The organism is Bradyrhizobium sp. McL0615, from assembly GCF_049993905.1.
GTDB lineage: Bacteria > Pseudomonadota > Alphaproteobacteria > Rhizobiales > Xanthobacteraceae > Bradyrhizobium.
Genome location: NZ_CP188254.1, coordinates 5,637,053 through 5,660,353 on the forward strand (window position 1 = coordinate 5,637,053; position 23,301 = coordinate 5,660,353).

Genomic DNA, 23,301 nt, shown 5'->3' on the forward strand with positions numbered 1-23,301 from the left:
CCGTTTTCCCTTACGACGCCTCCTATCAAGCTTCGGTTCGATGGTTAGGTAAAATTCTAGGGAAAACCGCGTGCTGCAAGCTTGGTTCCAGGGAACCCGTCAGCCTGCAGGTGCGGCAATACCGAAATTCCCAAAAGCTTAGACGGTCGTGTAGATGACGAGCTTCAACGCCGGGTCGTCATTGGCCTGGAAGGTTGCATACTCCAGTTTGATGCGGCCCTTTTTGGGATGGATCAAGGATTTTCGTCCTGCCGCGACACCGCTGACGTCATGGGCTTCCCACCAGCCTGCAAATTCGGGACAGCCTTCCCGCAGCCGCCCCAGCAGGTCGCGGAAGGCCGGGTCGCCGGCCCACAGGTCATGTGTCGAACGGAACTGGGCGACGATGCGGCGGGCCTCATCCGCCCATGATGCGCCGAACAACCGCCGCGTCGCGGGGTTGGTCAGCACCGACAGCAGGCTGTTGCGATCGGCCTCCGCGAGCTTGCTGAACGCAAAGATTTCCTCCGCAGCCGCGTTCCAGGCAAGAATGTCCCAGCGCCGTCCGGTGACATAGGCCGGCAGGTTGAGCTGTTCGATCGTGCGCCGGATCGCGGGCGGAACGATCTCGCGGACGAAGGGGCGTCGGTCGGCATTTTGCGTCAGCTCCGTCAGATGCCGATGTTCGGCTTTGGTCAGCCGCAACGCGCGCGCCAATGCGTCGATCGTCGCCGCCGACGGACTGACGGATCGTCCCTGCTCGAGGCGGACGTACCAGTCGACGCCGATGCCGGCGAGTTCGGCGACTTCCTCCCGGCGCAGGCCGGGCGTACGCCGGCGCCGGCCCACCGGCAGGCCGACCACCTTCGGCGTCAGCTTCTGCCGCCGCGACCGCAGAAAGTCGCCGAGTTCGCTTTGCCTGGAATTCGTGCCTGATACCGCCATGCGTGCCGTGCCTTTGAGAGGGTTTCAGAGTCCTAGGATAATACCAGGTCTTGTTGGGACCTTGAAGGCTCGTGAGAATGCGGCTTCATCGAAAATGAGGAGGCCCCATGAAGGCTGCTGTTTTGAATGCTTTCGGATCGCCGTTGGCGATCGAGACCATCCCCGAACCAAGGCTTGGTACTGGCGAGGTCATCGTCGACGTCGCGGCGAGCCGCGTGCTGGCCTACGCCAACGAGGTGCTCAGCGGGGAACGAAAATACCTTTTGGAACTGCCTATCGTGCCCGGCCCCGGCGCGATCGGTCGCATCCGTGCCACCGGCCCCGACGCGACCCGGCTTCGTCCCGGCGATTGGGTCTATTGCGATCCGACCGTGCGCTCGCGCGACAATGCGCTCTCACCCGACATCGCGCTGCAGGGCCTCACCGGCGGCAGCGAGGGAGGCCTGCGCCTGCAACGCTATTTCCATGACGGCGCCTGGGCCGAACAAATGCGGCTGCCGACGGAAAACGCCGTCCCGATCGGCGACATCGCCGAGCAGGACGCCGGCCGCTGGTGCGCGCTCGGCACGCTGCTCGTGCCCTATGGCGGGTTCCTCGCCGCGAACCTGCAAGCCGGAGAAATCGCGCTGGTCAATGGCGCCACCGGCAGTTTCGGCAGCGCCGCCGTCGCCGTCGCGTTGGGAATGGGTGCGCAGTGTGTCGTCGCGACCGGACGCAACGAGCAGGCGCTGACCGCGCTGACGCGGCGGTTCGGCGCCCGAGTCCGGACCGTGCCGATGCGCGGCCACGAGGCTGACGATCGCGCCCGCATCCTGCAGGCGGCGCCCGGCCCGATCGACTGCGTGCTCGATATCCTGCCGCCCGAGGCCAATGCCTTGCAGGTGCGGACCGCCATCCTGGCGGTGCGGCCGTACGGACGGGTGGTGCTGATGGGCGGCGTCGGCATGCAAGGCGGCGCCGGCCTTGAGCTGCCCTACCCCTGGATGATGCGGAACTGCATCACGCTCCGCGGACAATGGATGTACCCGCCGCATGCGGCCACCCTGATGGCCGGCCTGATCCGCTCCGGCTTGGTCGACCTCGATCATTTCGAGGTCACCCCGTTCGGGCTCGACCGCGCCAACGAAGCGGTGGCGCATGCCGCTGCCAATGCCGGTCCTTTCAAAATGACGGTGATAGAGCCGCGATAGGCCAACGCCCAGGCACTGATAAGTCTCAGGCGCTGATGATGTCGCCGATGATGTCGTGGACCTCAAGCGGCTTGTCGACCTGGGTGAACCATTCGGCGCGGTTGGCGGCGCGGCGGCGGCCGCGCTCGTCGAGCGGCAGCTTGAGCTGGCGCAACAGGCTGGTCACTTCCTCGCGGGCCGTGACATGGCCCATGCTCGGCCGGGTTCCCAGCGTCGCCTCGTCGATGTCGTCCAGCGCCGTCAGCCCGCGCGGGAAGAATTCGCGGTAGACCACCCGTTCGGCAAATCCGTCGATCGAGCGGAAGCCGAGCCGCAGCGAAAGGTCCTTCAGGCTGTCGGCGACCAGCTGCTTGTTGCGCGAGCCGATCATCGACAGGCGGTTGCGCACCACGATCCAGTCAGTGGTGGCGCCGTCGATCTGGCGGCGCTTGCGCCTGACGTCGCGCACCATCTCCGCATAATGGCTCTCGCCGGTCACCGAATAGGTCGCGGGATCGACGGTGCCGAGCACGTCGAAATCGAGGAAGCTGTCGTTGATCGGGGTCACCAGCGTGTCGGCCATCGAATGCGCCAGACGCATCAGATAGGAGTCGGAACCCGGCGTATCGATGACGATGAAATCGAAGGCGCGCTCGATCGCGCTGACCGCCTCCATGAACTGCTGGAACTCGGCATTTTCATTGTCGGCGATCTGCATCGTCTCGCCGAGCTTGACGCAGTAGTGCACGGGGATTTCGAGGTCGAGGCCGGTGCGACGCGCCCACGCGCTCCGGTTGGCGATGTAGCGGGTGAAGCTCTGCTGGCGGCAGTCGAGATCGATGGTGGCGACGCGTTGTCCGGCCTTCAGCAGGGCGACAGCGATGTGCAGCGCGGAGGTCGATTTTCCCGATCCGCCCTTCTCGTTGCCCAGCACGACGACATGCGCCGAACCGAATTGTCCCTGACTCGCCTGAACCAACATGACTCGACCCCCGCACAATATCTTCAACCACGCGCGGCTGCGGTCAAGTGAAATGCGCGACGACGCATTCAAATCGCACGACGTGTGTCTTAATCATGAATCGCGACGGTTGCGGTGATGCTTCCGGACTCGCGTTAGCTGCCGCAGACGTGTCATTCCCAAGCAAACTTGGCGGCGATGCTCTGGCCTTATAAGGTCGGCGCGCCCGCCGAAAGACTTGGGGCCGACGGCCCCTCACCCCGTCAGAAACTGCAATAGATCGAGGCCCGATGTCGCGAAGTCCCATCGTCGTCCGTACCGTTCCAGCCTTGCGCCGCGCCGTCGAGGCCTTGCGCGCCCGAAAGGCCGCCGTCGCACTGGTGCCGACCATGGGAGCACTCCATGACGGACATGTGTCGCTGGTGCGGCTCGCCAGGCGCCGCGCCCAAAAAGTGGTCGTCTCGATCTTCGTCAACCCGACGCAGTTCGCACCGACAGAAGATTTCGGCTCATACCCGCGCACCTGGAAGGACGATGTTGCCAAACTCGCCGCCGAGAAGGTCGAGCTGATCTGGAATCCGGACGTCAAGGCGATGTACCCGGAAGGCTTCGCCACCCGGATCGTGCCGGAAGGTCCGGCCACCGCCGACCTCGAGGATCGTTTCCGGCCGCATTTCTTCGGAGGCGTCGCCACCGTGGTCGGCAAGCTGTTCACGCAAGTCCGGCCGGACGTGGCGATCTTCGGCGAGAAGGATTTTCAGCAATTGCGGGTGGTGACGCAGATGGCCGCCGATCTCGATCTCGGCGTTCGGGTGATCGGCTCGCGCACCGTGCGGGAACGCGACGGGCTGGCGATGTCCTCGCGCAACGTCTACCTCTCGCCGGAGGAACGGCAGACCGCGCCGACGCTCTACCGCGCCATGAAGGAAAGCGCCAAGCGGCTGAAAGCCGGCGAGGATTTGGCGGCCGCGATGCAAGCCGGCCGTGAACTGATCAGCGCCGCCGGCTTCGCGCTGGACTATTTCGAGGCCCGGCACGCCGAGACGCTGGCGCCGGTCACCTCGATGAAGGACGGGCCGGTGCGGATCCTCGTCGCCGCAAAACTCGGCACGACGCGCCTGATTGATAACATCGGGGTCTAGAAAGCGTTTTCAAGCGAAGTGGTGGCCGGTTCGCGTCAAGAAAACGCGTCCATCAAGAATCTGGAGCTCCGCTTCGATTTTATCGAAACGGAGCGCCAGCCGCCGGATCGTCCTGCCTTGCGCCAGCCAAATACTCGGTCGAATATCGTCCGGGGATTTCCAGCTAGGGTCGCCAAGTAGCCATGTCTCTACGCGCTGCCATTTTCGGAGCACTGATCGGCCTCATCTCGGCCGGTTGCGCGCAAGCCCAGGATCCGCACCGGCCGGCGGTCGGCGGCATCGGTTCGCCGATCAATGCCATGATCTTTTATGTCGCGCACGGTGCGGACGGCGCCTGCGGGAAAGGCTGTTCCGAGTGGATCGCCGCCGAAGGCACCGTTCAGTGGGACACCCACAAGCGGCTGATCGCCGTCCTCGACCGCCAGGTTGGACGCAAGCTTCCCGTGATCATCCATGCCTGGGGCGATTCCAATCTCAACGTCGCGGCCAGCCTCGGGCGTATCCTGCGCGACCACGGCATCGACACATCAGCGGGGACGACCGACGTCGAGGCCTGCCATGGAAAAGACGAGACGGAATGTTTCGCGCTCAAGCGTCCGGGCGGGCCCCTCGATGCCAAGGTGACCCTGACGGACACCCGCTGCGATCTCGCCTGCGTGTTGACACTGGCCGGCGGCGTGCACCGAACCCTCCCCGCCGGCACCAGGATGGTCCTGAGCGGCATGTCGATCCGCAACCGGCTGGCGCCCAATGTCTCGGAGGAACGGCGTCAGGGCCTGACCGCCGTGTTCGGCGATCAGTTCCGCCGCTACCTCAATGACATGGGTGTCGACCCTGAACTGCTCGATATCGTCGACCGGAATCCGGAAACCAGGCGCCCGATCGAAATGCCGCCATCCGAATGGCTTCGTTTGCACATCGTCACGTCAGCCGCGATGTAGCTCGGGTGAGAGCGGGCGCGTTTTCGAGCAGGCCGCGGGCCTGAACGACAGTTAGAGCAGCCCCAGATCGCGTAATTCGCGCCGCATCGGTTCCGGCATCGCGGCCACGCTGGCGGCTGAGGACTTGGTGAGATCGGCCGGCGCGGCGTCCTCGGCGAGGTAGCGCCAGCCCTGGAACGGGCGCATCGGCCGCGGCGAGACCGCAAACACCTTGGGCTGCATCACCAGGCGGCAGCGCCCGATGCCATCCTTGTCGCGGAACGGCTCGATTGCGATGATCTTTTCGCGTGCGGCGATTTCGCCCTTGATCACCCAATAAAGCGAGCCGCCGGCCAGCAGCTCGCCATCGCGCTTCGGCGTCATCCGTGTGATGTGGACATGACGAAGCGGCAGGCCCTTTTTCTTGGCGGTTGCCATGCGTTCGGCAACCCAGCCCTTGAGTTCCTTGACTGACTCGCAGCCGACGGCAAGCTTGATGAGATGAAGCGGCATGATCCCGCCGATGTAGCGGCCCGTGCGCGCTTTGAAAAGATCACTCGTTGTTATCAGCTGTGGGCGCCGCACCCGATGGCGCGAGTTGGACCGGCGCCGCGGAGGACGGCGGCTTTGGCGCCGGCGGCGGCTTCTTGGCGGCGGCCTGCGCCCGCGTCGGGGCCGGCGGTGTCGCCGCGGCCGGACGCGGCACGGCAGGCGATGCCGGCACAGCCGCAGCCGACGGCTTCGGCGCGGCGGCGAGCGGCGGCTCGGGCGTCATGATGTTGACCGCCGGGGTGGAGGCCGAGGTCGGGAATTCGGCGTTGGTGGGCTTGCCCGTGGGGAGCGACGGCGGCAGCGCCGCGATCATGCCGGTTGCAGCCTGCGGCGTGTTCCAGGACGCCGCGTAGCGCATGACCAGGCCCTCATAGACGCGGTCTTCCATGTTGGCCGCAATCTGGCGCGGCTCGGTCAGCGAGCGGAACGCGCGGCAGGCCGACGGCGTGCAACGGTCCCGCACAGTCAGCACATAGGCCATCAACCCGTAACGGTCGCGCTCGACGGCGCGGCGCAGTGCCTGCAAGTCGGAGCCGGCCCCCTTGTTCGCGGTGGCGACATCCCCGAGCGAGGTCAGCAGCGTGATCTGCGAGGCGGCGTAGGCCACGGCCGCAGCCACCGACTCGGCCGAACCGAACAGCGCCTTCTCGCACGCGGCGAGGACGACATCGCCGGCCAGTTCGTCAATGCAGGAAAGCTGCGCCAACGGCGCGGTAGCCGTCTGAACCGGACGCGCCTCGCTCGACTGAGCCACGTTGGCCACGTTGGCCGTGCCGAAGCCGCGGAAGGCCGCGGCGCCGGCGACCCCGATCGCGAGCAGCGTGATCAGCGCAAGCACGCCGTTGGCCACGGATCTCTCCGAGCGCAGCAGCGTGATCAGAACGATGATCCCGACAAATCCACCCGTCGCCAGCGTCAGGTACAATGGAATGTTCGGCGAGCTCCAGATGTGATCCAGCGAAGCAGCCCAGTCCCAGTTCATGCGCGGTATCCCTTACGCAGCATCAAGCGCGATCGAACGACGAATGCGGCTTTGTCGCATTCGCTTTTCGGCAGAATGGTTCTGCGAACGGGGCCTTTTGACGGCGATCGAAATGGAACCCCGTCAGCCGGCCGCTTGCACACAACTGTTTCAGGAAATCGCGAGCTGGCTTTCCTTGGCGACCCGTTCGAAAGCTTCGGTCGAGCTTTTGATGCGATACTGACAATCGTCGCCATCTGTCGGAAGCAGCCGGATCACCTCATAGGTGCCGCTGGCGGCAGGACGGGCAACGTTACTGGCAGTAAAATAGACAGTCTCTCCAACGGAGTACTTATGCTTCAACGCCCTCTCCATTACGCAAGAACGCCGGCCGCGCTCACGGTCCCGCTAGCTTTCGACCGACTTGAGAACCCTGTGGCAACCTAGCACAGCCGACCGCCCAAAAGCCAGCAACATCGAGGCATGGCAAATACGCAAATTCCGCATGTTTTTCAGAGCGATAAGCGGTGATTTCGACGGTTCCCGTGAATCCGGTTACCGGGTATGGAGGTCCGGTATTCCCAAAATCGGACAGCCGCTTATAATTTATCCAAAGCTGCGAGGCGCCTTGGCGCCCCGCCCCGGCTGCCGGCCCCGCATCCCAAATCAGACCGTCTCGAAGCGTTCGATCACAATCGTTTCGGCGAGACCCGCGCGGGTCCATTCCTGGAATGCCGGCAACGATATCATCGCATCGAAATAATGCCGTGCCTCACCGCCCACCTCGATCGCATAGGTGCGGAAGCGATGCACCACCGGCGCAAACATCGCATCCGCGCCGCCGAACGCGCCGAACAGGAACGGTCCGTCCTTGCCGTAACGGCGATAGCAATCGGCCCAGATATCCTGAATGCGCGTCACATTCGCGCGTGCGTCATCCGACAGATCGATCGCACCGACCGGGCGATGCAGGTTCATGCCGCATTCATTACGCAGCGGCATGAAGCCCGAATGCATTTCCGCCGAAATCGACCGCGCATGCGCCCGGCGCGCGCGGTCCTCCGGCCACAGCTTTGCTTGCGGAAATTTCTCGGCGAGATACTCGATGATCGAAAGCGAATCCCACACCGTGACGTCGCCATCGATCAGCGCCGGCACCTTGCCCGCACGGGAAAAGCTGAGGATCCGGTCCTTGTCCGCCTTGTCATTGGTGTAGAGCGGGATGAACACTTCCTCGAACGGAATGTCATTGGCGCGCAGCGCCAGCCATGGCCGCATCGACCATGACGAATAGTTCTTGTTGCCGATGACCAGTTTCAACATTTGCGGGGAAATCCTGTTGCGATCCTGATCTTGCCATAGTGCACCGCGCGCGTTCAACCTGTACATCACGAAGCCGAGCCATCACCGGGGATCTCGCCGCATGCGCGCCTATTGGGTCGATATTGCCGCCGTCGCCTTCTTCGTCGTGGAATGGCTGGCCTACGGCTTCACGCTCGAGCACACCGCTTATGGCCGCGACAGCCTGTCGGCGCGCATGAACCGCTATCGCGAGGTCTGGGTGCGCAACATGCTCGACCGCGAGGCGCGCATGGTCGACATGCAGATCATGGCCTCGCTGCAGAACGGCACCGCCTTCTTCGCCTCCACCAGCCTGATCGCGATCGGCGGCGGGCTGGCGCTGCTGCGGGCGACCAACGATGCGCTAGCCGTGCTGCGCGAACTGCCGGTCGATCTCACCCCCTCGCCCGCATTATGGGAAATCAAATGCGTCGGTCTGATCCTGATCTTCATCTACGCCTTCTTCAAATTCGCCTGGTCGTACCGCCTGTTCAACTACGTCGCGATCCTGCTCGGCGCGATGCCGCCGTCATCCCAGCGCGACACCGCGGAAGCCGAAGCCCATGTGATGCGCACGACGCGATTGTTTGAAGCCGCGGGGCGGCATTTCAACCGCGGCCAGCGCGCGTTCTTCTTCGCGCTCGGCTATCTCGGCTGGTTCGTCAGTCCCTGGGTCTTGCTGGCGACCACCGCGCTGGTCGTGATCGTGACCTGGCGGCGGCAGTTCGTCTCTAACGCGTGGCAAGCGATGGGGCACTAGCGGAAAGCATACCGAAGAGCTGCGCCGCGGCCAACGCGCCGAGCTTACTTCCGCTTTGGCAGCATAGTGGATATTGCCGCAATTGCTGCTCGCTCGACCTGGTTGCGATAGACCCAACCGGCATCCCACGGCTGCTTAACCGTTAAACGTCCTGCCGCATCCAGCGCCGCCAGGAAACTTGATCTGCGTCAAGCGGCGGTTCTCACAACGGAGCCACGCTTGAAATTACGCGCCTCCCTTTTTGCCAAGTGCGGCTTCTCAACGGGAGTTCCACCATGAAAATCCGTCAGGGTGTGTTTGCGGGCGTCAGTCTTCTGGCCCTCGGTTGCGTCTCGGTGTTGGCTCAGCAAGTTACGGGAGTCCCAGGTTCGCCCGGTGCGACTACCACGATCGACGGAAAACAACTTCCGCCGCCCCCTCCGGCATTCGGCGGGGTGATCAAGGAGAAGGCTTCGGAGTCGACGGCGTGGTGGGCGCCACGCGTCGTGCCGCCGAAGGCGGCGCCCAACGTGTTGCTCATCATGACGGACGACCAGGGTTTCGGAGCGCCGAGCACCTTCGGCGGCGTCGTCCCCACGCCTGCCATGGATCGAATCGCAGCGCAGGGCCTGCGTTACACCAATTTTCATTCCACCTCGCTCTGCTCACCGACGCGGGCGGCGCTCATCACCGGCCGCAATCATCATTCGGTGGGATTCGGAGTGGTGGGCGAAATATCGACGGGGTTCCCGGGCTACGATTCCATCATCCCGATCGAGAAGGGGACCATCGGTACCATCCTGAAGACGAACGGGTATGCCACCTCGTGGTTCGGAAAGGACCACAACACACCGTCGTTCCAGTCGAGCCAGGCAGGGCCCTTCAATCAATGGCCCAACGGCATGGGCTTCGAGTATTTTTACGGCTTCGTCGGCGGCGACGCCAGCCAGTGGCAGCCGAACCTGTTTCGCAACACAACAGCCATTTATCCGTTCCAGGACAATCCCAGTTGGAACCTGGAGACGGCCATGGCCGACGAGGCCATCCAGCACATCAAGCAACTGAAGGAAATTGCGCCTCAGAAGCCGTTCTTTGTCTACTACGTGCCAGGCGCAACCCATGCGCCGCATCATCCGACACCGGAGTGGATAAAGAAGATCAGCGATATGCACCTGTTCGATGATGGATGGAACAAGGTGCGCGAGAAGATCTTCGCCAACCAGAAACGCCTGGGCATCATGCCCGAAAACGCCAAGCTGACGCCGTGGCCGAAAGAATTACCGGAATGGGACTCGCTCGGTTTGCTGGAGAAGAAGCTCTTTATCAAGCAAGCCGATGTCTATGGAGCTTACCTTGCTTACGCCGACAACGAGATCGGTCGGGTCATCCAGGCGGTCGAAGATCTCGGAGAGCTCAACAACACCCTGATCATCTATATCGGCGGTGATAACGGCGCTAGCGCCGAAGGCATGATCAACGGCACGCCCAACGAATTCACCACCTTCAATGGCATCCCTGTGCCGGTGAAGGCTCAGTACCTCTGGTACCCGTTCTGGGGCTCGGACGCGACCTTCCCGCATTTTGCCGCACCGTGGGCGTGGGCGATGGACACCCCGTTCAAGTGGGTGAAGCAGGTGCCGTCGCATTTCGGCGGGACCGCCCAAGGCGTGGTCATGTGCTGGCCTGGCCATATCAACGACGTCGGAGGTATTCGCCGCCAGTTCCATCACGTCATCGACATCGCCCCGACCATCCTCGAAGCGACCGGCATTTCGCAGCCCGATACGATCGACGGTATCAAGCAAAGCCCCATGGAGGGGGTGAGCATGGGGTACACATGGGACAAGTCGAACGCCAACGCCAAGTCGACGCACACGACCCAATATTTCGAGATGCTCGGCAATCGCTCCATTTATCACGACGGGTGGGTGGCGGCCACTACGCCTATTACGCTTCCCTGGGAGCTGAGCAGCGCGCCACCGCCGGATGTCATCACCGGGTACAAGTGGGAGCTCTACAACGTCCAGGACGACCCCACCCAGTACAACGACCTTGCTGCCCAAATGCCGGAGAAGGTCAAGGAGTTGCAGGCTCTCTTCGATTCCGAAGCGAAGAAGTACAACGTGCTGCCGCTAGATAACACGACGCTCTTGCGCTGGAATACACCGCGCCCGAGCCTGACAGCCGGGCAGACCGTCTTCACCTATTCGGGCGAGCTTTCGGGCGTGCCGGCCAGCGCCGCGCCGAGCATCCTGAACAAGTCCTACACCATCACCGCCGAGGTCGAGATCCCCGAGGGCGGTGCAGAGGGAATGATTGTCACCGAAGGCGGGCGCTTCGGCGGCTACGGGCTGTTCCTGAGCAAGGGTGTGGCGGGCATTCGGTCTGGCAAACCCGTGTTCCTCTACAACCTTCTCAACCTCAAGCGCACGATCTGGTCGGGGCCGGAGTTGGACGCCGGCAAGCACACTATCGTCTTCGACTTCAAGTCGGATGGTCCGGGCCTCGGCAAGGGCGGCACGGGCGTGCTCTCCGTGGACGGCAAGGAAGTGGACCGGAAGTCCATTGAACACGGCACGCCGATCACTTTCCCGGAAGATGAAACTTTCGATGTCGGCCAGGACAGCCGCACGGGCGTCGCGATGATCGAGTATCGCTACGATCCTCCGTTCAAGTTTACCGGTAAGATACACAAGCTGACGTTCAAGCTCGAACCGGAGTTGAAGGACCCGGCGCAAGCCAAGGCAGAACTCGGACCTACGGCAGCGCCAGAGCCGGATCCCATTGAAGAACCGGAGCCAAAAAAAACCGACACGAACGCCGGGAAGCGATGAAAGGCGCGCTGGCATTCGCGGCCATCAGCGAGGCGGTCACGGGATTTGCGTTGATGATTGCGCCCTCGCTCGTCGGTCAGTTGTTGCTTGGCGAGCAACTTGTAGGCGTCGCCATACCGGTTGCGCGCGTGGCCGGCATCGCCCTGATTGCCTTGGGGATCGCCTGCTGGCCTGGTCCGCCGCTCCTCGGCATGCTGACCTACAGCGCACTGGTAACGCTGTATCTTGCCTATCTCGGTTTTGCAGGTGGTTTGACCGGCATCCTTCTGTGGCCGGCGGTCATCCTTCACGCGATCCTGACCGCGCTATTGACGCGAGACCGGCTTTATTGATGCCTCAAGCCATCCGTGTTATTTCTTCGACCATCATGATGATGATCCGCAATATCGCATTGGTCTTCTTCCTCAGCCGCTAAGGCTCGCCCGCGGCAGCGGGTGGAACGAGCGCGCTCGTGCCGTTTTCGGCAACTGCGCGATCCAAAGACCGAATGAACCGGCCCATCCCCGCTTCGGGAGATGATGTCGGCTGACCAAGCGATATGAGGACTTCATGCCTTCGAATACAATTCGACAGGTGCGCGCGCTCAGCGACGCACAACTAGACCAATTTGTCCAAGACGGGTTTGTCCGGCTGGACAACGCCTTCCCTCGCCGACTTGCCGAGGAAGGCCGCGCCATCCTCTGGCACGACACGGGATGCGATCCCGACGAGAGGAAAACCTGGACGCGGCCGGTTGTCCGGCTCGGACATTACGGTGAAGAACCGTTTCGCCAAGCGGTGAATACGCCGGTGCTCCACGCGGCCTTCGACCAGCTTGTCGGGAGCGGTCGCTGGCATCCGCGCGCCGACCTCGGCTCCTTTCCGGTGCGCTTCCCACACCCCGACGATCCCGGCGACACCGGCTGGCACGTCGACCTAAGCTTCCCCGGCCCATCGGACGATCCAAACGAGCGGGACGATTTCTCCACATGGCGGGTCAACGTTACGTCGCGTGGTCGCGCCCTGTTGATGCTGTTCCTGTTTTCCGATGTTGGCACACCGGATGCTCCAACCCGCATACGGGCAGGCTCGCACCTCGATATGGCGCGATTGCTCAAACCCGCGGGCGAAGCCGGCATGTCGCACCTGGTGCTCAGCGACGTAGCGGCCGACCGTCCGGAAGCCCTGGCCGTCGGAGAGGCCGGCACGGTCTATTTGTGTCATCCCTTCCTGATCCATGCCGCGCAGCCGCACCGTGGTTTGGTGCCACGCTTCATGGCGCAGCCGCCCTTGCATCAGGCCGAACCTGTCCGGCTTGAACGGGAAGATGGCGGCTATTCGCCGGTTGAAATGGCGATCCGGCGCGCCCTGATAGAAGAGTTGGGCTGACAAGCGACTGACGCCGTCCGGATCGCGAGATCTGAACCGGGCGGCGTTCGCGAGGATTGTCAGCCGCTTGTAAAATCCTGCGGCGTGAAGCTGAGATCGAGCACCTTCCATTCGCCGTAGCGGTCGGCCGGCAGCATGGCGTAGGGCTGGCAGGCCTGCAGCGCACGGATCGCGCCCTGCATCAGCAACGGCCCCTTCATCGAGGCGCTGGCCTCGATCAAGATCGGCTCGGCGGCGAGCCTGCCGTCCGGTGTCATCAGCACGCGCAGCTTGACCCTGACGTCGTCGGTGCCGGAGAGCGAGGGCGGCAGTTTCGAGCAGGCCTTGAGGTGCCGCCGGAATGCCGCGATCAGCGTGCTCGCGATATCGGCGGCGTCGGTCGCCGGCGCGTCGAAATTATCGTCACCTTTATTGGGGCCTTGCGCGGGAGCCGACGGCAACGATGGCGAGAGGTCGGGCGGCAGGCCAAGCAGCACCTGATACTTGATCGAGACATCCGGCTCGGGCGGCTTGTAGGTCGGCGTGGCCGGTGGCGGCGGCGCCACCTGCTGCGATGGCGGCGGCTGGGCCGCGCGCGGCGTGGCGAGCGCAGCCTGCTTCTGCGGCTGCGCGGCAGGCGCAGGCGGTGCCGCCGGCGGGGGTGCGGTGTCGGCAGGCGGCTTGTCGAGCCGGGAGAAATCGGGCTGTGGCGACGGCGCCGGTTCCAGCTTGTTTTCAGCAGGCGGTTCGTCGGGAGGCGTCTGCTGTTCGGCAAGCTCCTGCGGGGTCACGATCTCGACCGGTATCTGCTCGGCGGTCACTGCGCCGAACGGATGCACTTCGGAAAACAGGACAAACAACGTCAGCAGCGACACATGCGCGATGGCAGACGCCGTGATGTCAGAGGGTATGATCCGCCGCAGCTCCATCGCATCGGAACGATGTTCGATATTCCCGTATCCCGCCAGCATAGCGCCCGCCGGCGCAACTCCTCAATCCCATTTCGGCGCGAAACCGAAATCCGTGAGCCGGCCGCTGGCGCTGCCCATGGCGGAAATCTGCTGCATCTCCTCTTCTGACAGCTCGAAATCGAAGATCTCGATGTTCTCCGAGAGCCGTTCGAGTTTCGACGTTCTTGGGATAGCCGCCACGCCCTGCTGCACCAGCCAGCGCAGGCAGATTTGCGCCGCCGTCTTGCGATGGCGTTCGCCGATCCGCTGCAGCGCGCTGTCGCTCTTGATGCGGCCCCGGGCGACCGGGCTATAGGCCACCAGCGCCATGCCGTGGCGTGCGCAGGCCTCCCTCACCTTGGTCTGGTCGAGATAGGGATGGTACTCGACCTGGTCGCATACCAGCGGCTCCGCACATGAAGCCACCGCCTCCTCGATCAGGGCCACGGTGAAATTGGATACGCCGATGTGACGCGCGAGCCCCTGTTGCCTGATCCGCGCCAGCGCGCCCAGCGTCTCCACCAGCGGCACCTGCGGGTTCGGCCAGTGCAGCAGCAACAGGTCGACCTCGGTCAGGCGCAGTCGCACCAGGCTTTCCTTGGCCGAACGCTCCAGATCGTGGGGCGCGAAATGCGTGGGCCAGATCTTGGTGGTGAGGAAGACTTGATCGCGCTTCACGGCCGAGGCGCGCAGCCCCTCGCCGACCTCTCGCTCGTTCTCGTACATCTGCGCGGTGTCGATGTGGCGATAGCCGAGCCGCAACGCCTGCTCGACGATCCGCGCGCAGGCCCGTCCGCGCAAATCCCAGGTGCCCAGCCCGATCGCCGGAATTCTTGCGCCATTGGCTTCGACAAACAGCATCGGTTGTATCCGCTGACCGGCCCCATTATGGGCTGCGGAAACAGCCGTGCCAACAGATTGCGTTTACGAGCCGGCCCGATCCCGGAATGCATTCCGGATCGTGTAAGGATACGTCAACCATGAGGCTTAAGCCGGCGACGGCTCCTCGGTGGCCAGCGCGGCGAACACGGTTTCCGGCGAATGGGCGATCACGGCGAGCAAGGCCCGCGCCGGGCCGCGCGGCGCACGCTTGCCCTGCTCCCAGTTACGGATGGTTTCGACGGGCACGCCAAGCCGGGCCGCGAATTCGAGTTGCGTCAGCTGCGCCCGGCGGCGCAGGTCGCGCACCGCCGGCAAGGCCGGGGGTTCGCCTGATGTAACGTCCGGCGCTGTGGGCGAAGCGGCAGCCCTTGCAGGTGCGGGTTCGAGTCCGGGCATCGCCGGCGCGAGCGGGAACTCCTGCCCGTCCCGCAGTTCGACGATCCGTCCGTCCGCTTTCAGCCGCAAGCGCTGCATGTTGACCTCGTGAGCCAACATCATCGGCCAAGCGCGTTAAGGCCCGATTAACGATAAAAGAGGCAACAGAGGCGCAAGCTACTTCAGCCCGAACCACAGCGTGGCGATACCGAGAAACGAGAAGAAGCCGACCACGTCGGTGATGGTGGTAACGAAGGTTCCCGACGCCACCGCGGGGTCTGCGCGTACCCGTTCCAGCACCATCGGGATCAGGATGCCGCCGAGCGCCCCGGCCACCAGGTTGCAGATCATGGCAAGGCCGATCACGATCCCCAGGCCCGGAATATTGAACCAGGCAAAAGCGGCAATGCCGGTGATGACGGCAAAGGCGAGACCGTTGACGAGGCCGACCATCGCCTCGCGCATCACGACGCGAAACGCATTATTGGAACCGAGCTCGCGGGTGGCGAGCGCCCGCACCGCCACCGTCATGGTCTGGGTCGCCGCGTTGCCGCCCTGGCTAGCCACGATCGGCGCCAACACGGCGAGCGCCACCATCTTCTCGAGCTGACCTTCGAACAGGCCGAGCACGGAAGACGCCAGGAACGCGGTCGCCAGATTGACCAAGAGCCAGTTGAAGCGGGCGCGCGCAATGGTCCAAACGCTGTCGGACAGTTCTTCGTCGCTGGTGACGCCGCCGAGTGCCTTCAAATCCTCGTCGGCTTCTTCCTCGATGACGTCGACGACGTCGTCGATGGTGATGACGCCGACCAGCCGGTTGGTGGTGTCGACGACAGGGGCCGCGACCAGATTATATTTGCCGAACATCCGCGCGACCTCTTCCTGGTCGTCCAGCACGGAGACCCGACGGCGGTCTTCGTCGATCAGATCGCGGATCTGCACCGGTCGCCGCGCCCGCAGCAGCGTGTCGAGCGAGACCGCGCCCTGCCAGTGCTTTTCGGAATCCACCGCATAGATCTCGTAAAACCGGTCCGGCAGATCGGGGGTGTCGCGCATGTAGTCGATCGCCTGCCCCACGGTCCAGTCCGGCGGCACCGCGATGAACTCCGACTGCATCCGCCGGCCGGCGGAATTTTCCGGATAAAGCAGGCTCCGCTCCAGCGGCTCGCGCTCGGCCGGCGGCAGCTTTTCAAGGATCTCTTCCTGGTCGGCCTCATCGAGGCCTTCGAGCAGTTCAACGGCGTCGTCCGATTCCAGTTCGCGAACGCCCTCCGCGACCGTCTCCGGTTCGAGTTCCTCGAGGATTTCCTCGCGGACGGAATCGTCGACCTCGTTCAGCGCCGAGAAGTCGAAATCGGTGCCCGTCAGTTCGACCAGTGTGACGCGGTCGTCGGGTTCGAGCGCCGCGATCAAATCGCCGAGATCGGCCTCGTGAAGTTCCGCCACCACCTCGCACAACAACGGCCGGTCGGCGGCGTGGATGGCGCGCGTGATCCCTTCGACAAACGCGTGACGCAGTTGCCCCTCTTCATCCCGCATCAGGAGAGGGTCGAGCACGGAGCCTTGCGCAGGTTGCGCCTCGGCAACGTCGATATTCTCGGCCATGCCGCGCCTCGCCGGTTTGACAGATATGGGAACTTGTCTGAGCTACGCTGCACGCTTACCTAATCGGTAACACCCAGCGCAATGCCAAATATGTCCAATCCCAAATGACCCGAAATTTCAGCGTGGCGCTGTGCGCAGCGGTCGCAGCGTGGATGACCTTCGTTGCGACGGCTGAGGCCGCCGAATGTCCCCGCAAGGACGCGCTCGGCACCTCGCGCGTTCTCGCGGTGGATGCCGCCACCACCCCGCGCGTGGGCCTCAAGAGCTTTCCACAGACGCTCCCGCTTGATGACCACGAGGTGGTGCTGACCTTCGACGACGGACCGTGGCCCGCGACGGACCCGAAGATACTGGCCGCGCTGGCGCATGAATGCGTGCGCGCCACCTTCTTCCTGATCGGCAAGCCGGCTTCCGAACATCCCGAGCTGGTGCGGAGAATAGCGGCGCAGGGCCATACCCTCGCGCACCACACCTGGACCCATCACAATCTCAAATACATGAAGCCGGAAGCGGCGATCGACGAGATCGACAAGGGCATCGCGGCAGTCGAAATGGCGCTTCACGGAAAGGCCACCACGACCCCCAGCACGCCGTTCTTTCGCTTTCCCTTCTTTGAAATGACGCCCGCGACACTGGACGCCTTGCAAAATCGCGGCATCGTCGTGTTCGGCGCCGACCTTTGGGCCAGCGACTGGAATCCGATGAAGCCGGCACAGCAGTTGAAACTGCTCACCGAGCGGCTGCAAGTGGCCCGCAAGGGCATCATCCTGCTGCACGATCCCAAGGCCCAGACGGCTGCCATGCTGCCGGCCTTCCTGCGCTACCTCCGCGACAACAGATATCGCGTGGTCCACCTGGTGCCGGCAGGTGCCAAAACCGTGTCCGACAAAGCACATTAGATCACGATCTTTTTGGCCGCCCCGGTTCTGTGGCCTGTATCATGTCCCGAAGCGAAATTAGGTGTAGAAATCAGGTGATTAAGGCGGCATTCATGGCGACAGATATGAGCCGTTGCGTGCTCTTGGAATGAAGCCGGGGTTCTATGATCGCTAGCGTATTTGGAGGAGTTTGGCGGCGGCCTTTCACCGCCTTGTGCGTGGGATTCCTCGGGTCAGTTGCCGCGCAGGCTGCGTCGGCGGCCGATTGCCCGGGCCATCCCGATGCCATCGGCACGTCACGCACCATCGTGGTCGATCCGCGCGCCCATCCCATCATCGGCACCATGCAATATGCCAAGACCTTGCCGCTTGAAGACCATGAGGTGGTGCTGACCTTCGACGACGGTCCGCTGCCGAAATACTCCAACCAGATCCTCGACATTCTCGCCGCCCATTGCGCCAAGGCGACCTTCTTCCTGGTCGGGCGCCAGGCCAACGGCAATCCCGAAGGCGTGCGCAAGGTGCGCGACGCCGGCCATACGGTGGCCACCCACACCCAGAACCATCCGAGCGGCATGCACCGCCTGCCGCTCGACCGCTCCCTGCAGGAGATCGAGCAGGGCATCGCCTCGGTGACCGCGGCGCTGGGAGATGGGACTGCACCCGCGCCGTTCCTCCGCATTCCCGGCCTGCGCGTGAACGATGGGATGGAGGCGTACGCCGCCTCCAAGGGGCTTCAAATCTGGAGCGCTGATTTTCCGGCTGACGACTGGCGCAACGTCTCCGCCAATCGCGTCTATGATCTCGCGATCCAGCGGCTGGAAGCCAAGGGAAAAGGCATCCTGCTGCTGCACGACATTCAGCCGCGGACTGTCGCAGCGCTGCCGAGGATTCTGCACGAGCTGAAAGTGCGCGGCTATCGCATCGTCCATGTGGTGCCGGCGACGGCTGATCGTCCGGCAACGCCGACAGAGCCAGCGCAATGGCAGCTGCATCCGCCGTCGGAGGCGGTGGCAATATCGCGCTGGCCGAAGGTCCCGAAATTTGCTTCGGCCGGCCCGGCGGCCCTTCCCGTCCCGGCATTGTCGCATCTCGATTGGCACACGAGCGATCTCGGCGCACGCGCCGCGCGGCGTGGACGCGGCGTCCCCTTGCCGCCCGCGGCCCTGTGGCCGCGGCAAATGACATTACCGCCGGTCGTCACGCTGGCCGCGCTGCCGGTTCCAGCGGCGAGCCTTTTTAAAATGCCGGAATCGGCGCGCCTGACGCTGTTGGCCTCATCCACGCACCGGGCAGCGGCTGCGCAAGCCCGTTCAACGGAAGCCTCCTCCGCAAAGCTTGCCGGCAAATCTCGCCGCCACGGCCGCACGGCCGCGGCCCAGCCGCCAGAGTCTGCCGGACACGCCGAGCAGACGCCGCAAACGCAAAGCGCTGGCACCACCCCCAAGCCGGCGGCGCAAGCCAAGCGGAACGGGCGATCGGTTCGGGTCGCCGGGTTGAAGAAACGCTGATCGGCCGGTTCCGATCGAACGGATCAGGACCGTCAGCTAATCCATCTGTTTCGATGCCTTTTTCCTAAAGCCCGCAATCAGACACCGGCTCAGTTCGTCACGATCTTGGCGACACAAAGCAGGATGACGATGGCGAGGAACAGGATGTCGATATAGGCCTTTATCTCACCGGCCTGGCGCAGCGCGCTCACTTCGGTGATGACCTGCTTGCGGGTCGACGTCGAATTCGGCCCCTCGCCCAGCGCCGCCACCAATCGACGCGCCTCCAGTTCCAGCCGCTCGATGCGTTGGAAGAAGTGAAACGACCGCAGCGCGGACGCCGCATGCATGCCGGCATAGACCAGCACGAGAACCGCGACCACCACGCGGTGCTGATACTTTTCAAGGAAATTCAGAGCGAGATAAACCAGCGCCAGGAACACGAAGTTGGAGAGGAAACGATAGAGGTAGCTCAGAAACAGCATGAAGATGCTCCGGGTGGTCTTGGTAGTGTCGAACTTACTGGAAGCGCCGAACGGCGGCGAAGCCGGCAGGAGTCAGCCGCCGGCAGGCGCGCTCAGTTTACGCGAACGGTGCGACTGTAGGGGCAACAACCCGCACCCCGCAGCAAAGGATTCGCGCGCCGTGGCATTGCGGACACGCGAACACCTCACAAAACCGATTGTATTACGCTCAAACTGCAACGCAGTGGTGCGCTCGGAGGATGCCGGATCACTCAAGGATACGAAGCTGTTACGAGCGGATGCGGACCCTGATCAGCGGCTGCGGCCACCGCAGCGTCGCCTGTGAGGCTATTCTGACTGTCGGATACCGTAAAAGAGGACCCGCCATTTGCGGCGGGTGCGAGTCTAGGGAGGAAGTAACAAACTAAGCCGATTCGCGGCACCTGCCTGTACCGCAATTCACACACGCTATTGGAAAAAACAAATCTGATCGATGTTCCGGATACGCACGGCGGCTACACCTTGCCTTCGATCATCTTGAGTTTGACGGTCTCGCAGGTCTTGCGAACGTGCTCGGTAAAGATCGCGCATTCTTCGATGCGCTTGAAGATCTTCTTGGCTTCCTCACGATACGAGGTGGCGGTATCGCGCATGAAGGCAATGGCATTATGCACTTCGGCGGTCATCGCCTCGCATTTCTTCGCCGCGCTGATCAGCTCCGCGCCCATGGCTTCGATTTCCCTGGCGGCGGCTTCGTAGTCGCGTACCACGGCCTCGGCAGTCAGCGCGCCAACGCGGGTCACCCCCTCTTCATGCTCGACGTAATCCGGCATCGGTCCCGATGGTGCCGCCTTGATCGCGGGAAGACTCCCGACGACGTCTTCTTCAAGCTTGGCTAAATCCAGCGGCGCAGTTCGGTGAAGTCGTTCGATAGTGGCCATCGGCCATTCTCCATCACTCGATGAACAACCCCCAGCACGTGAGCATGGCGACCGATTCGTGGCGAAATCCTGAGTCGAAGGAAGCGGCGAGAAGGCGGGAATGTGAATACAAGTAGCGGGGTGATGGTTGACGCGCCTCTATTCACGCGAAGCTGCATAGACCTGCGCATTGACCACACGGCGCATCCGGCTGCGCGTGGCGATTAAGGCCCGTTTAACAGTTTTGCATCATTGATAGACGACCCAGCGCAACATCTTTCAAGCCGCAAGAATTGCGGGCCGCACTCAACCTCTCTAGGAGGATCCATTGAGGACGCTTCTTGTTTGCGCGCTGGCTACGACCCTGGTCGGTTGCAGCAGCCAACAACCAACGCAGCCATCATGCGTTGGCCTGAACCCATTAGCCTGCCTGACCGCGGTTCATGTGCCGATTGAACCTGAATCACATGGCAGCGATTCCGCCACAGCGGAACCCGCGTCCCTCGTCACGTGGCACGGCGACAGCCCGCCGCGACCTCACGCGCACCACGCCATCAGTCGAACGCCCAGGCCCATCAAGGTCGCGGCGAAATCCGCGGCTGCCGTTCCCATACCGGTTCCTTCTCCGCAAGCGAGCCAGCAGACGATCGGCAATGCCGTTGCTGCCGAAGGCACTCGCGCAAACGCCACCGATCCCAATTCAGCGACCGACGTCCCGCAGACCCGAACGACCCAGGAGGAGGTAGCGGCGGCCTCCGCCGTGGCGGAACGAATGTCGGTCCCGACGTTGGATGCATCGCTGGACGCGCTGGTGGCCGTCCTGGTGGCGGGTCCCGACGTCAAGTCGGTCTCCGACCTGGCCGGCAAGACAATCGCGATCGACGATCGGTATTCCGAGCAGTCGATCAGCCGCGTCAGGACCGCGATGGCGGCGGCGGGCGCGCTCCAAGTCGAACTGAGCAAAGGCCAAACCACCGCAATCAAACGGCTCGTCAGAAAAGAGGTCCCGGCCGCGGTCGTCGGGCTGGTCTCTGTCAACGCCGCGCATAGCTTTCCTGAGATCCCGCGCTTCAGGATCTTTCAAGTCCCGCTCTCGCCGCGATCGAGCCCGGCCAAGCCGTAACCGCTCGGAAAGGCCGCACCCGTGACAAGGTGCCGGCCACGGAGCCGCCCTCCCCAACGAGGTCGCAGTTTGACCCATAGCCAGACTGTTAGCCCTCCGGCACGCCGGCCAGGCGCAAACCCTCGAAGTAGCGCTGGCGCCGCGCGAGATAGATGGGATGGTCGCCCTTGGCGTTAATGCGGTAGCGGCGGATCGTGAAGGCGGGATCGAGGGCAAGTCCTGCCTCGGCAATCGATCGCGCCTCCTTCAGGTCCCCCACCAGCGCCAGCGCGGTCGCAAAGTGAAAATGAGACAGCGCGTGATTGCGGTTGACTTCAAGGCTCCGGCGAAACCAGTCGACCGCTTCGCGGTCTGCATTGATGCTCATCTTGGCCAGCCCGACAAACATGAACCACAAGAAGGCGCGCGTATCGCGTGGGGACAGCCGAAAGGCCTCCTGAATGTGTCCCTCGACCTCCTCACTATGGCCTGATGTATATTTACCGAGGCCGATGAACCCGTGTGCATCGGCGAGATTTCGATCCAGCGCCAGAGACCGCCGGCATTGGGCGATACCGTTGGCGACGCGGCCCGTCTGAATCCGCACGGCGCCGAGCAGCATGTGGGCCCTGGGATGGTTGGGAGCATGGAGCAACGCGCTGTTCAAGGCAGCCTCCGCGACGTCGAAATGCACGTTGACGTCATCGGCCATGAAGGCCGAGCCCAGGGACACATCGACCTGCGCCGCGGCGACCGCCGCTTCGATATTACCGGGATCGAGCGCCAGGGATCGCGCGAAGAAATCGCTTGCCTGCGCCAGAAGCACGCGAGTCACGCCTCTGTTCTGGAGAGCTCTGCCCTGGAAATACAGGTCCACGGCGTCCGGGCGGGGCGATCGTTCCGCGCGTCGCGCTTCGGCGGCGATGAGTTCGGCATTCAAGGTGTTGGCCAGTCGCGACACGATCTCGTCCTGCATGTCCAGGAGTTCGGCCGCCGGCTTGTCAAAGCGATCAGCCCACACATGGCTTCCGGTCTCGGTGTCGGTCAACTGGGCATTCAGGCGAAAGCGGTTGCCGCCGCGTTGTACCGAGCCTTCCAGCACATAGCGTACGTTCAGGTCACGGCCGATCTGCCTCGCGTCGACGGCTTTTCCCTTGAAGGTGAAGGCGGTGTTGCGGCCGATGACGAACGAGCCGGCGATCCGCGACAAGTCCGTCGTCAGGCTTTCGGTCACGCCATCGACGAAATAATCCTGCGCGGAATCGCCGCCGATGTTGGCGAACGGCAGGACAATGATCGACAAATGCGGCATCGAAGACGGTGCCGGCAGCTCTTCAATATTTGACGACCTCGAAGTCGCGTCGCCGGAAACGACCGTGCCGTCAGTCGGCGCACCGTTCGTGACCAACATGTAGCCGCGGCGAGGCAAGGTTTTCAGGGCCGGCCGGCCCGCGTCTCCCAGGGCGCGCCTGATGTCGCCGATGGCCTGAACGAGGGAGTCCTCCGTGACCTCGCAGTCCGACCAGACCTCGTCCATGATTTCGTCCTTGCCAACCAGCTGCCCGGCCCGTGTCGCAAGCAGGCGCAGCACCGCCCAGGCCCGCGGACGCAGGGGGACGATGTGGCCGCGTTCGTCGCGCAACGTTTCCCGGGCCAGATCCACGGTCCGGTCGCCAACAACGATGGAATGCTGCGATGACTTCAACAACGACGGCTCGTGGAACTTGCTTTCGGAAAATTTCGGC

At 63.5% G+C, this 23,301-nt stretch carries 23 protein-coding genes; 10 read left to right on the forward strand and 13 right to left on the reverse strand.

Annotation, left to right across the window (positions count from 1 at the left end):
- Nucleotides 1-138: 138 nt before the first annotated feature.
- The gene (locus tag ACPPVP_RS26945) at nucleotides 139-924 is read right to left on the reverse strand and encodes a helix-turn-helix transcriptional regulator (RefSeq protein WP_426526094.1); all 786 of its coding nucleotides are present in this window, start codon (nucleotides 922-924) and stop codon (nucleotides 139-141) included.
- A 107-nt stretch (nucleotides 925-1,031) separates the two neighbouring features.
- Here ACPPVP_RS26945 and ACPPVP_RS26950 point away from each other — a divergent pair, with 107 nt between their 5' ends.
- On the forward strand, nucleotides 1,032-2,114 hold the full coding sequence (locus tag ACPPVP_RS26950; protein WP_426526096.1) for a zinc-binding dehydrogenase: 1,083 nt from the start codon (nucleotides 1,032-1,034) through the stop codon (nucleotides 2,112-2,114).
- A gap of 25 nt (nucleotides 2,115-2,139) precedes the next feature.
- On the opposite strand, the gene ACPPVP_RS26955 is transcribed toward ACPPVP_RS26950, so the two are convergent.
- Nucleotides 2,140-3,075: a division plane positioning ATPase MipZ gene (locus ACPPVP_RS26955; RefSeq protein WP_426526098.1), complete on the reverse strand. Its 936-nt coding sequence runs from the start codon at nucleotides 3,073-3,075 to the stop codon at nucleotides 2,140-2,142.
- 269 nt (nucleotides 3,076-3,344) lie between these two features.
- Between ACPPVP_RS26955 and panC the strand changes: the two genes are divergently transcribed.
- Together panC and ACPPVP_RS26965 are read left to right on the forward strand one after the other, a co-directional pair.
- Entirely contained in the window at nucleotides 3,345-4,196 is an 852-nt protein-coding gene (gene panC / locus ACPPVP_RS26960) for a pantoate--beta-alanine ligase (RefSeq protein WP_426526100.1), read from the forward strand.
- 182 nt (nucleotides 4,197-4,378) lie between these two features.
- On the forward strand, nucleotides 4,379-5,137 hold the full coding sequence (locus ACPPVP_RS26965; protein WP_426526102.1) for a hypothetical protein: 759 nt from the start codon (nucleotides 4,379-4,381) through the stop codon (nucleotides 5,135-5,137).
- A gap of 51 nt (nucleotides 5,138-5,188) precedes the next feature.
- Here the strand turns inward: ACPPVP_RS26965 and ACPPVP_RS26970 are convergent, their stop codons facing one another.
- The 4 genes from ACPPVP_RS26970 to ACPPVP_RS26985 form a co-directional block, all read right to left on the reverse strand.
- Nucleotides 5,189-5,629: a DUF1489 family protein gene (locus ACPPVP_RS26970; protein WP_426526104.1), complete on the reverse strand. Its 441-nt coding sequence runs from the start codon at nucleotides 5,627-5,629 to the stop codon at nucleotides 5,189-5,191.
- A 40-nt stretch (nucleotides 5,630-5,669) separates the two neighbouring features.
- Nucleotides 5,670-6,650, reverse strand: coding sequence for a hypothetical protein (locus ACPPVP_RS26975; protein WP_426526106.1), 981 nt, complete (start codon nucleotides 6,648-6,650; stop codon nucleotides 5,670-5,672).
- A 150-nt stretch (nucleotides 6,651-6,800) separates the two neighbouring features.
- Nucleotides 6,801-7,004, reverse strand: a complete 204-nt coding sequence (locus ACPPVP_RS26980) for a hypothetical protein (RefSeq protein ID WP_108517906.1) — start codon at nucleotides 7,002-7,004, stop codon at nucleotides 6,801-6,803.
- Nucleotides 7,005-7,295: 291 nt separating this feature from the next.
- Nucleotides 7,296-7,952 carry a glutathione S-transferase family protein gene (locus ACPPVP_RS26985; RefSeq protein ID WP_426526108.1) on the reverse strand — a complete coding sequence of 219 codons (657 nt, stop codon included), beginning with the start codon at nucleotides 7,950-7,952 and terminating at the stop codon, nucleotides 7,296-7,298.
- 100 nt (nucleotides 7,953-8,052) lie between these two features.
- Between ACPPVP_RS26985 and ACPPVP_RS26990 the strand changes: the two genes are divergently transcribed.
- The 4 genes from ACPPVP_RS26990 (at nucleotide 8,053) to ACPPVP_RS27005 (ending at nucleotide 12,911) form a co-directional block, all read left to right on the forward strand.
- Nucleotides 8,053-8,730: a DUF599 domain-containing protein gene (locus ACPPVP_RS26990; RefSeq protein WP_426526110.1), complete on the forward strand. Its 678-nt coding sequence runs from the start codon at nucleotides 8,053-8,055 to the stop codon at nucleotides 8,728-8,730.
- Nucleotides 8,731-9,005: 275 nt separating this feature from the next.
- Nucleotides 9,006-11,543: an arylsulfatase gene (locus tag ACPPVP_RS26995; RefSeq protein WP_426526112.1), complete on the forward strand. Its 2,538-nt coding sequence runs from the start codon at nucleotides 9,006-9,008 to the stop codon at nucleotides 11,541-11,543.
- Nucleotides 11,540-11,875, forward strand: coding sequence for a hypothetical protein (locus tag ACPPVP_RS27000; protein WP_426526114.1), 336 nt, complete (start codon nucleotides 11,540-11,542; stop codon nucleotides 11,873-11,875). Before ACPPVP_RS26995 ends, ACPPVP_RS27000 begins: the two co-directional genes overlap by 4 nt.
- A 217-nt stretch (nucleotides 11,876-12,092) precedes the next feature.
- Nucleotides 12,093-12,911, forward strand: a complete 819-nt coding sequence (locus ACPPVP_RS27005; RefSeq protein WP_426526116.1) for a phytanoyl-CoA dioxygenase — start codon at nucleotides 12,093-12,095, stop codon at nucleotides 12,909-12,911.
- Between the two features lie 59 nt (nucleotides 12,912-12,970).
- On the opposite strand, the gene ACPPVP_RS27010 is transcribed toward ACPPVP_RS27005, so the two are convergent.
- From ACPPVP_RS27010 to mgtE, 4 genes are all read right to left on the reverse strand, one after another.
- Nucleotides 12,971-13,861: a hypothetical protein gene (locus ACPPVP_RS27010; RefSeq protein WP_426526118.1), complete on the reverse strand. Its 891-nt coding sequence runs from the start codon at nucleotides 13,859-13,861 to the stop codon at nucleotides 12,971-12,973.
- 21 nt (nucleotides 13,862-13,882) lie between these two features.
- Entirely contained in the window at nucleotides 13,883-14,701 is an 819-nt protein-coding gene (locus ACPPVP_RS27015; protein ID WP_426526119.1) for an aldo/keto reductase, read from the reverse strand.
- Between the two features lie 126 nt (nucleotides 14,702-14,827).
- A complete protein-coding gene (locus ACPPVP_RS27020) occupies nucleotides 14,828-15,196 on the reverse strand; it encodes a helix-turn-helix domain-containing protein (protein WP_426538082.1) in 369 nt (122 codons plus the stop codon).
- A gap of 78 nt (nucleotides 15,197-15,274) precedes the next feature.
- Complete coding sequence (gene mgtE / locus ACPPVP_RS27025; protein WP_426526121.1) at nucleotides 15,275-16,702, reverse strand: magnesium transporter; 1,428 nt, start codon at nucleotides 16,700-16,702, stop codon at nucleotides 15,275-15,277.
- Nucleotides 16,703-16,806: 104 nt separating this feature from the next.
- Here mgtE and ACPPVP_RS27030 point away from each other — a divergent pair, with 104 nt between their 5' ends.
- Nucleotides 16,807-17,601, forward strand: coding sequence for a polysaccharide deacetylase family protein (locus tag ACPPVP_RS27030; RefSeq protein WP_426526123.1), 795 nt, complete (start codon nucleotides 16,807-16,809; stop codon nucleotides 17,599-17,601).
- Nucleotides 17,602-17,744: 143 nt separating this feature from the next.
- Nucleotides 17,745-19,091 carry a polysaccharide deacetylase family protein gene (locus ACPPVP_RS27035; RefSeq protein WP_426526125.1) on the forward strand — a complete coding sequence of 449 codons (1,347 nt, stop codon included), beginning with the start codon at nucleotides 17,745-17,747 and terminating at the stop codon, nucleotides 19,089-19,091.
- Nucleotides 19,092-19,180: 89 nt separating this feature from the next.
- On the opposite strand, the gene ACPPVP_RS27040 is transcribed toward ACPPVP_RS27035, so the two are convergent.
- On the reverse strand, nucleotides 19,181-19,555 hold the full coding sequence (locus ACPPVP_RS27040; RefSeq protein WP_426526127.1) for a hypothetical protein: 375 nt from the start codon (nucleotides 19,553-19,555) through the stop codon (nucleotides 19,181-19,183).
- A 494-nt stretch (nucleotides 19,556-20,049) separates the two neighbouring features.
- Nucleotides 20,050-20,475: a hypothetical protein gene (locus tag ACPPVP_RS27045; protein ID WP_426526131.1), complete on the reverse strand. Its 426-nt coding sequence runs from the start codon at nucleotides 20,473-20,475 to the stop codon at nucleotides 20,050-20,052.
- A 751-nt stretch (nucleotides 20,476-21,226) separates the two neighbouring features.
- Here ACPPVP_RS27045 and ACPPVP_RS27050 point away from each other — a divergent pair.
- Entirely contained in the window at nucleotides 21,227-21,577 is a 351-nt protein-coding gene (locus ACPPVP_RS27050; RefSeq protein WP_426526133.1) for a hypothetical protein, read from the forward strand.
- Between the two features lie 88 nt (nucleotides 21,578-21,665).
- Here ACPPVP_RS27050 and ACPPVP_RS27055 read toward each other — a convergent pair whose 3' ends face one another.
- Complete coding sequence (locus ACPPVP_RS27055; RefSeq protein ID WP_426526135.1) at nucleotides 21,666-23,261, reverse strand: winged helix-turn-helix domain-containing protein; 1,596 nt, start codon at nucleotides 23,259-23,261, stop codon at nucleotides 21,666-21,668.
- Between the last annotated feature and the right edge of the window lie 40 nt (nucleotides 23,262-23,301).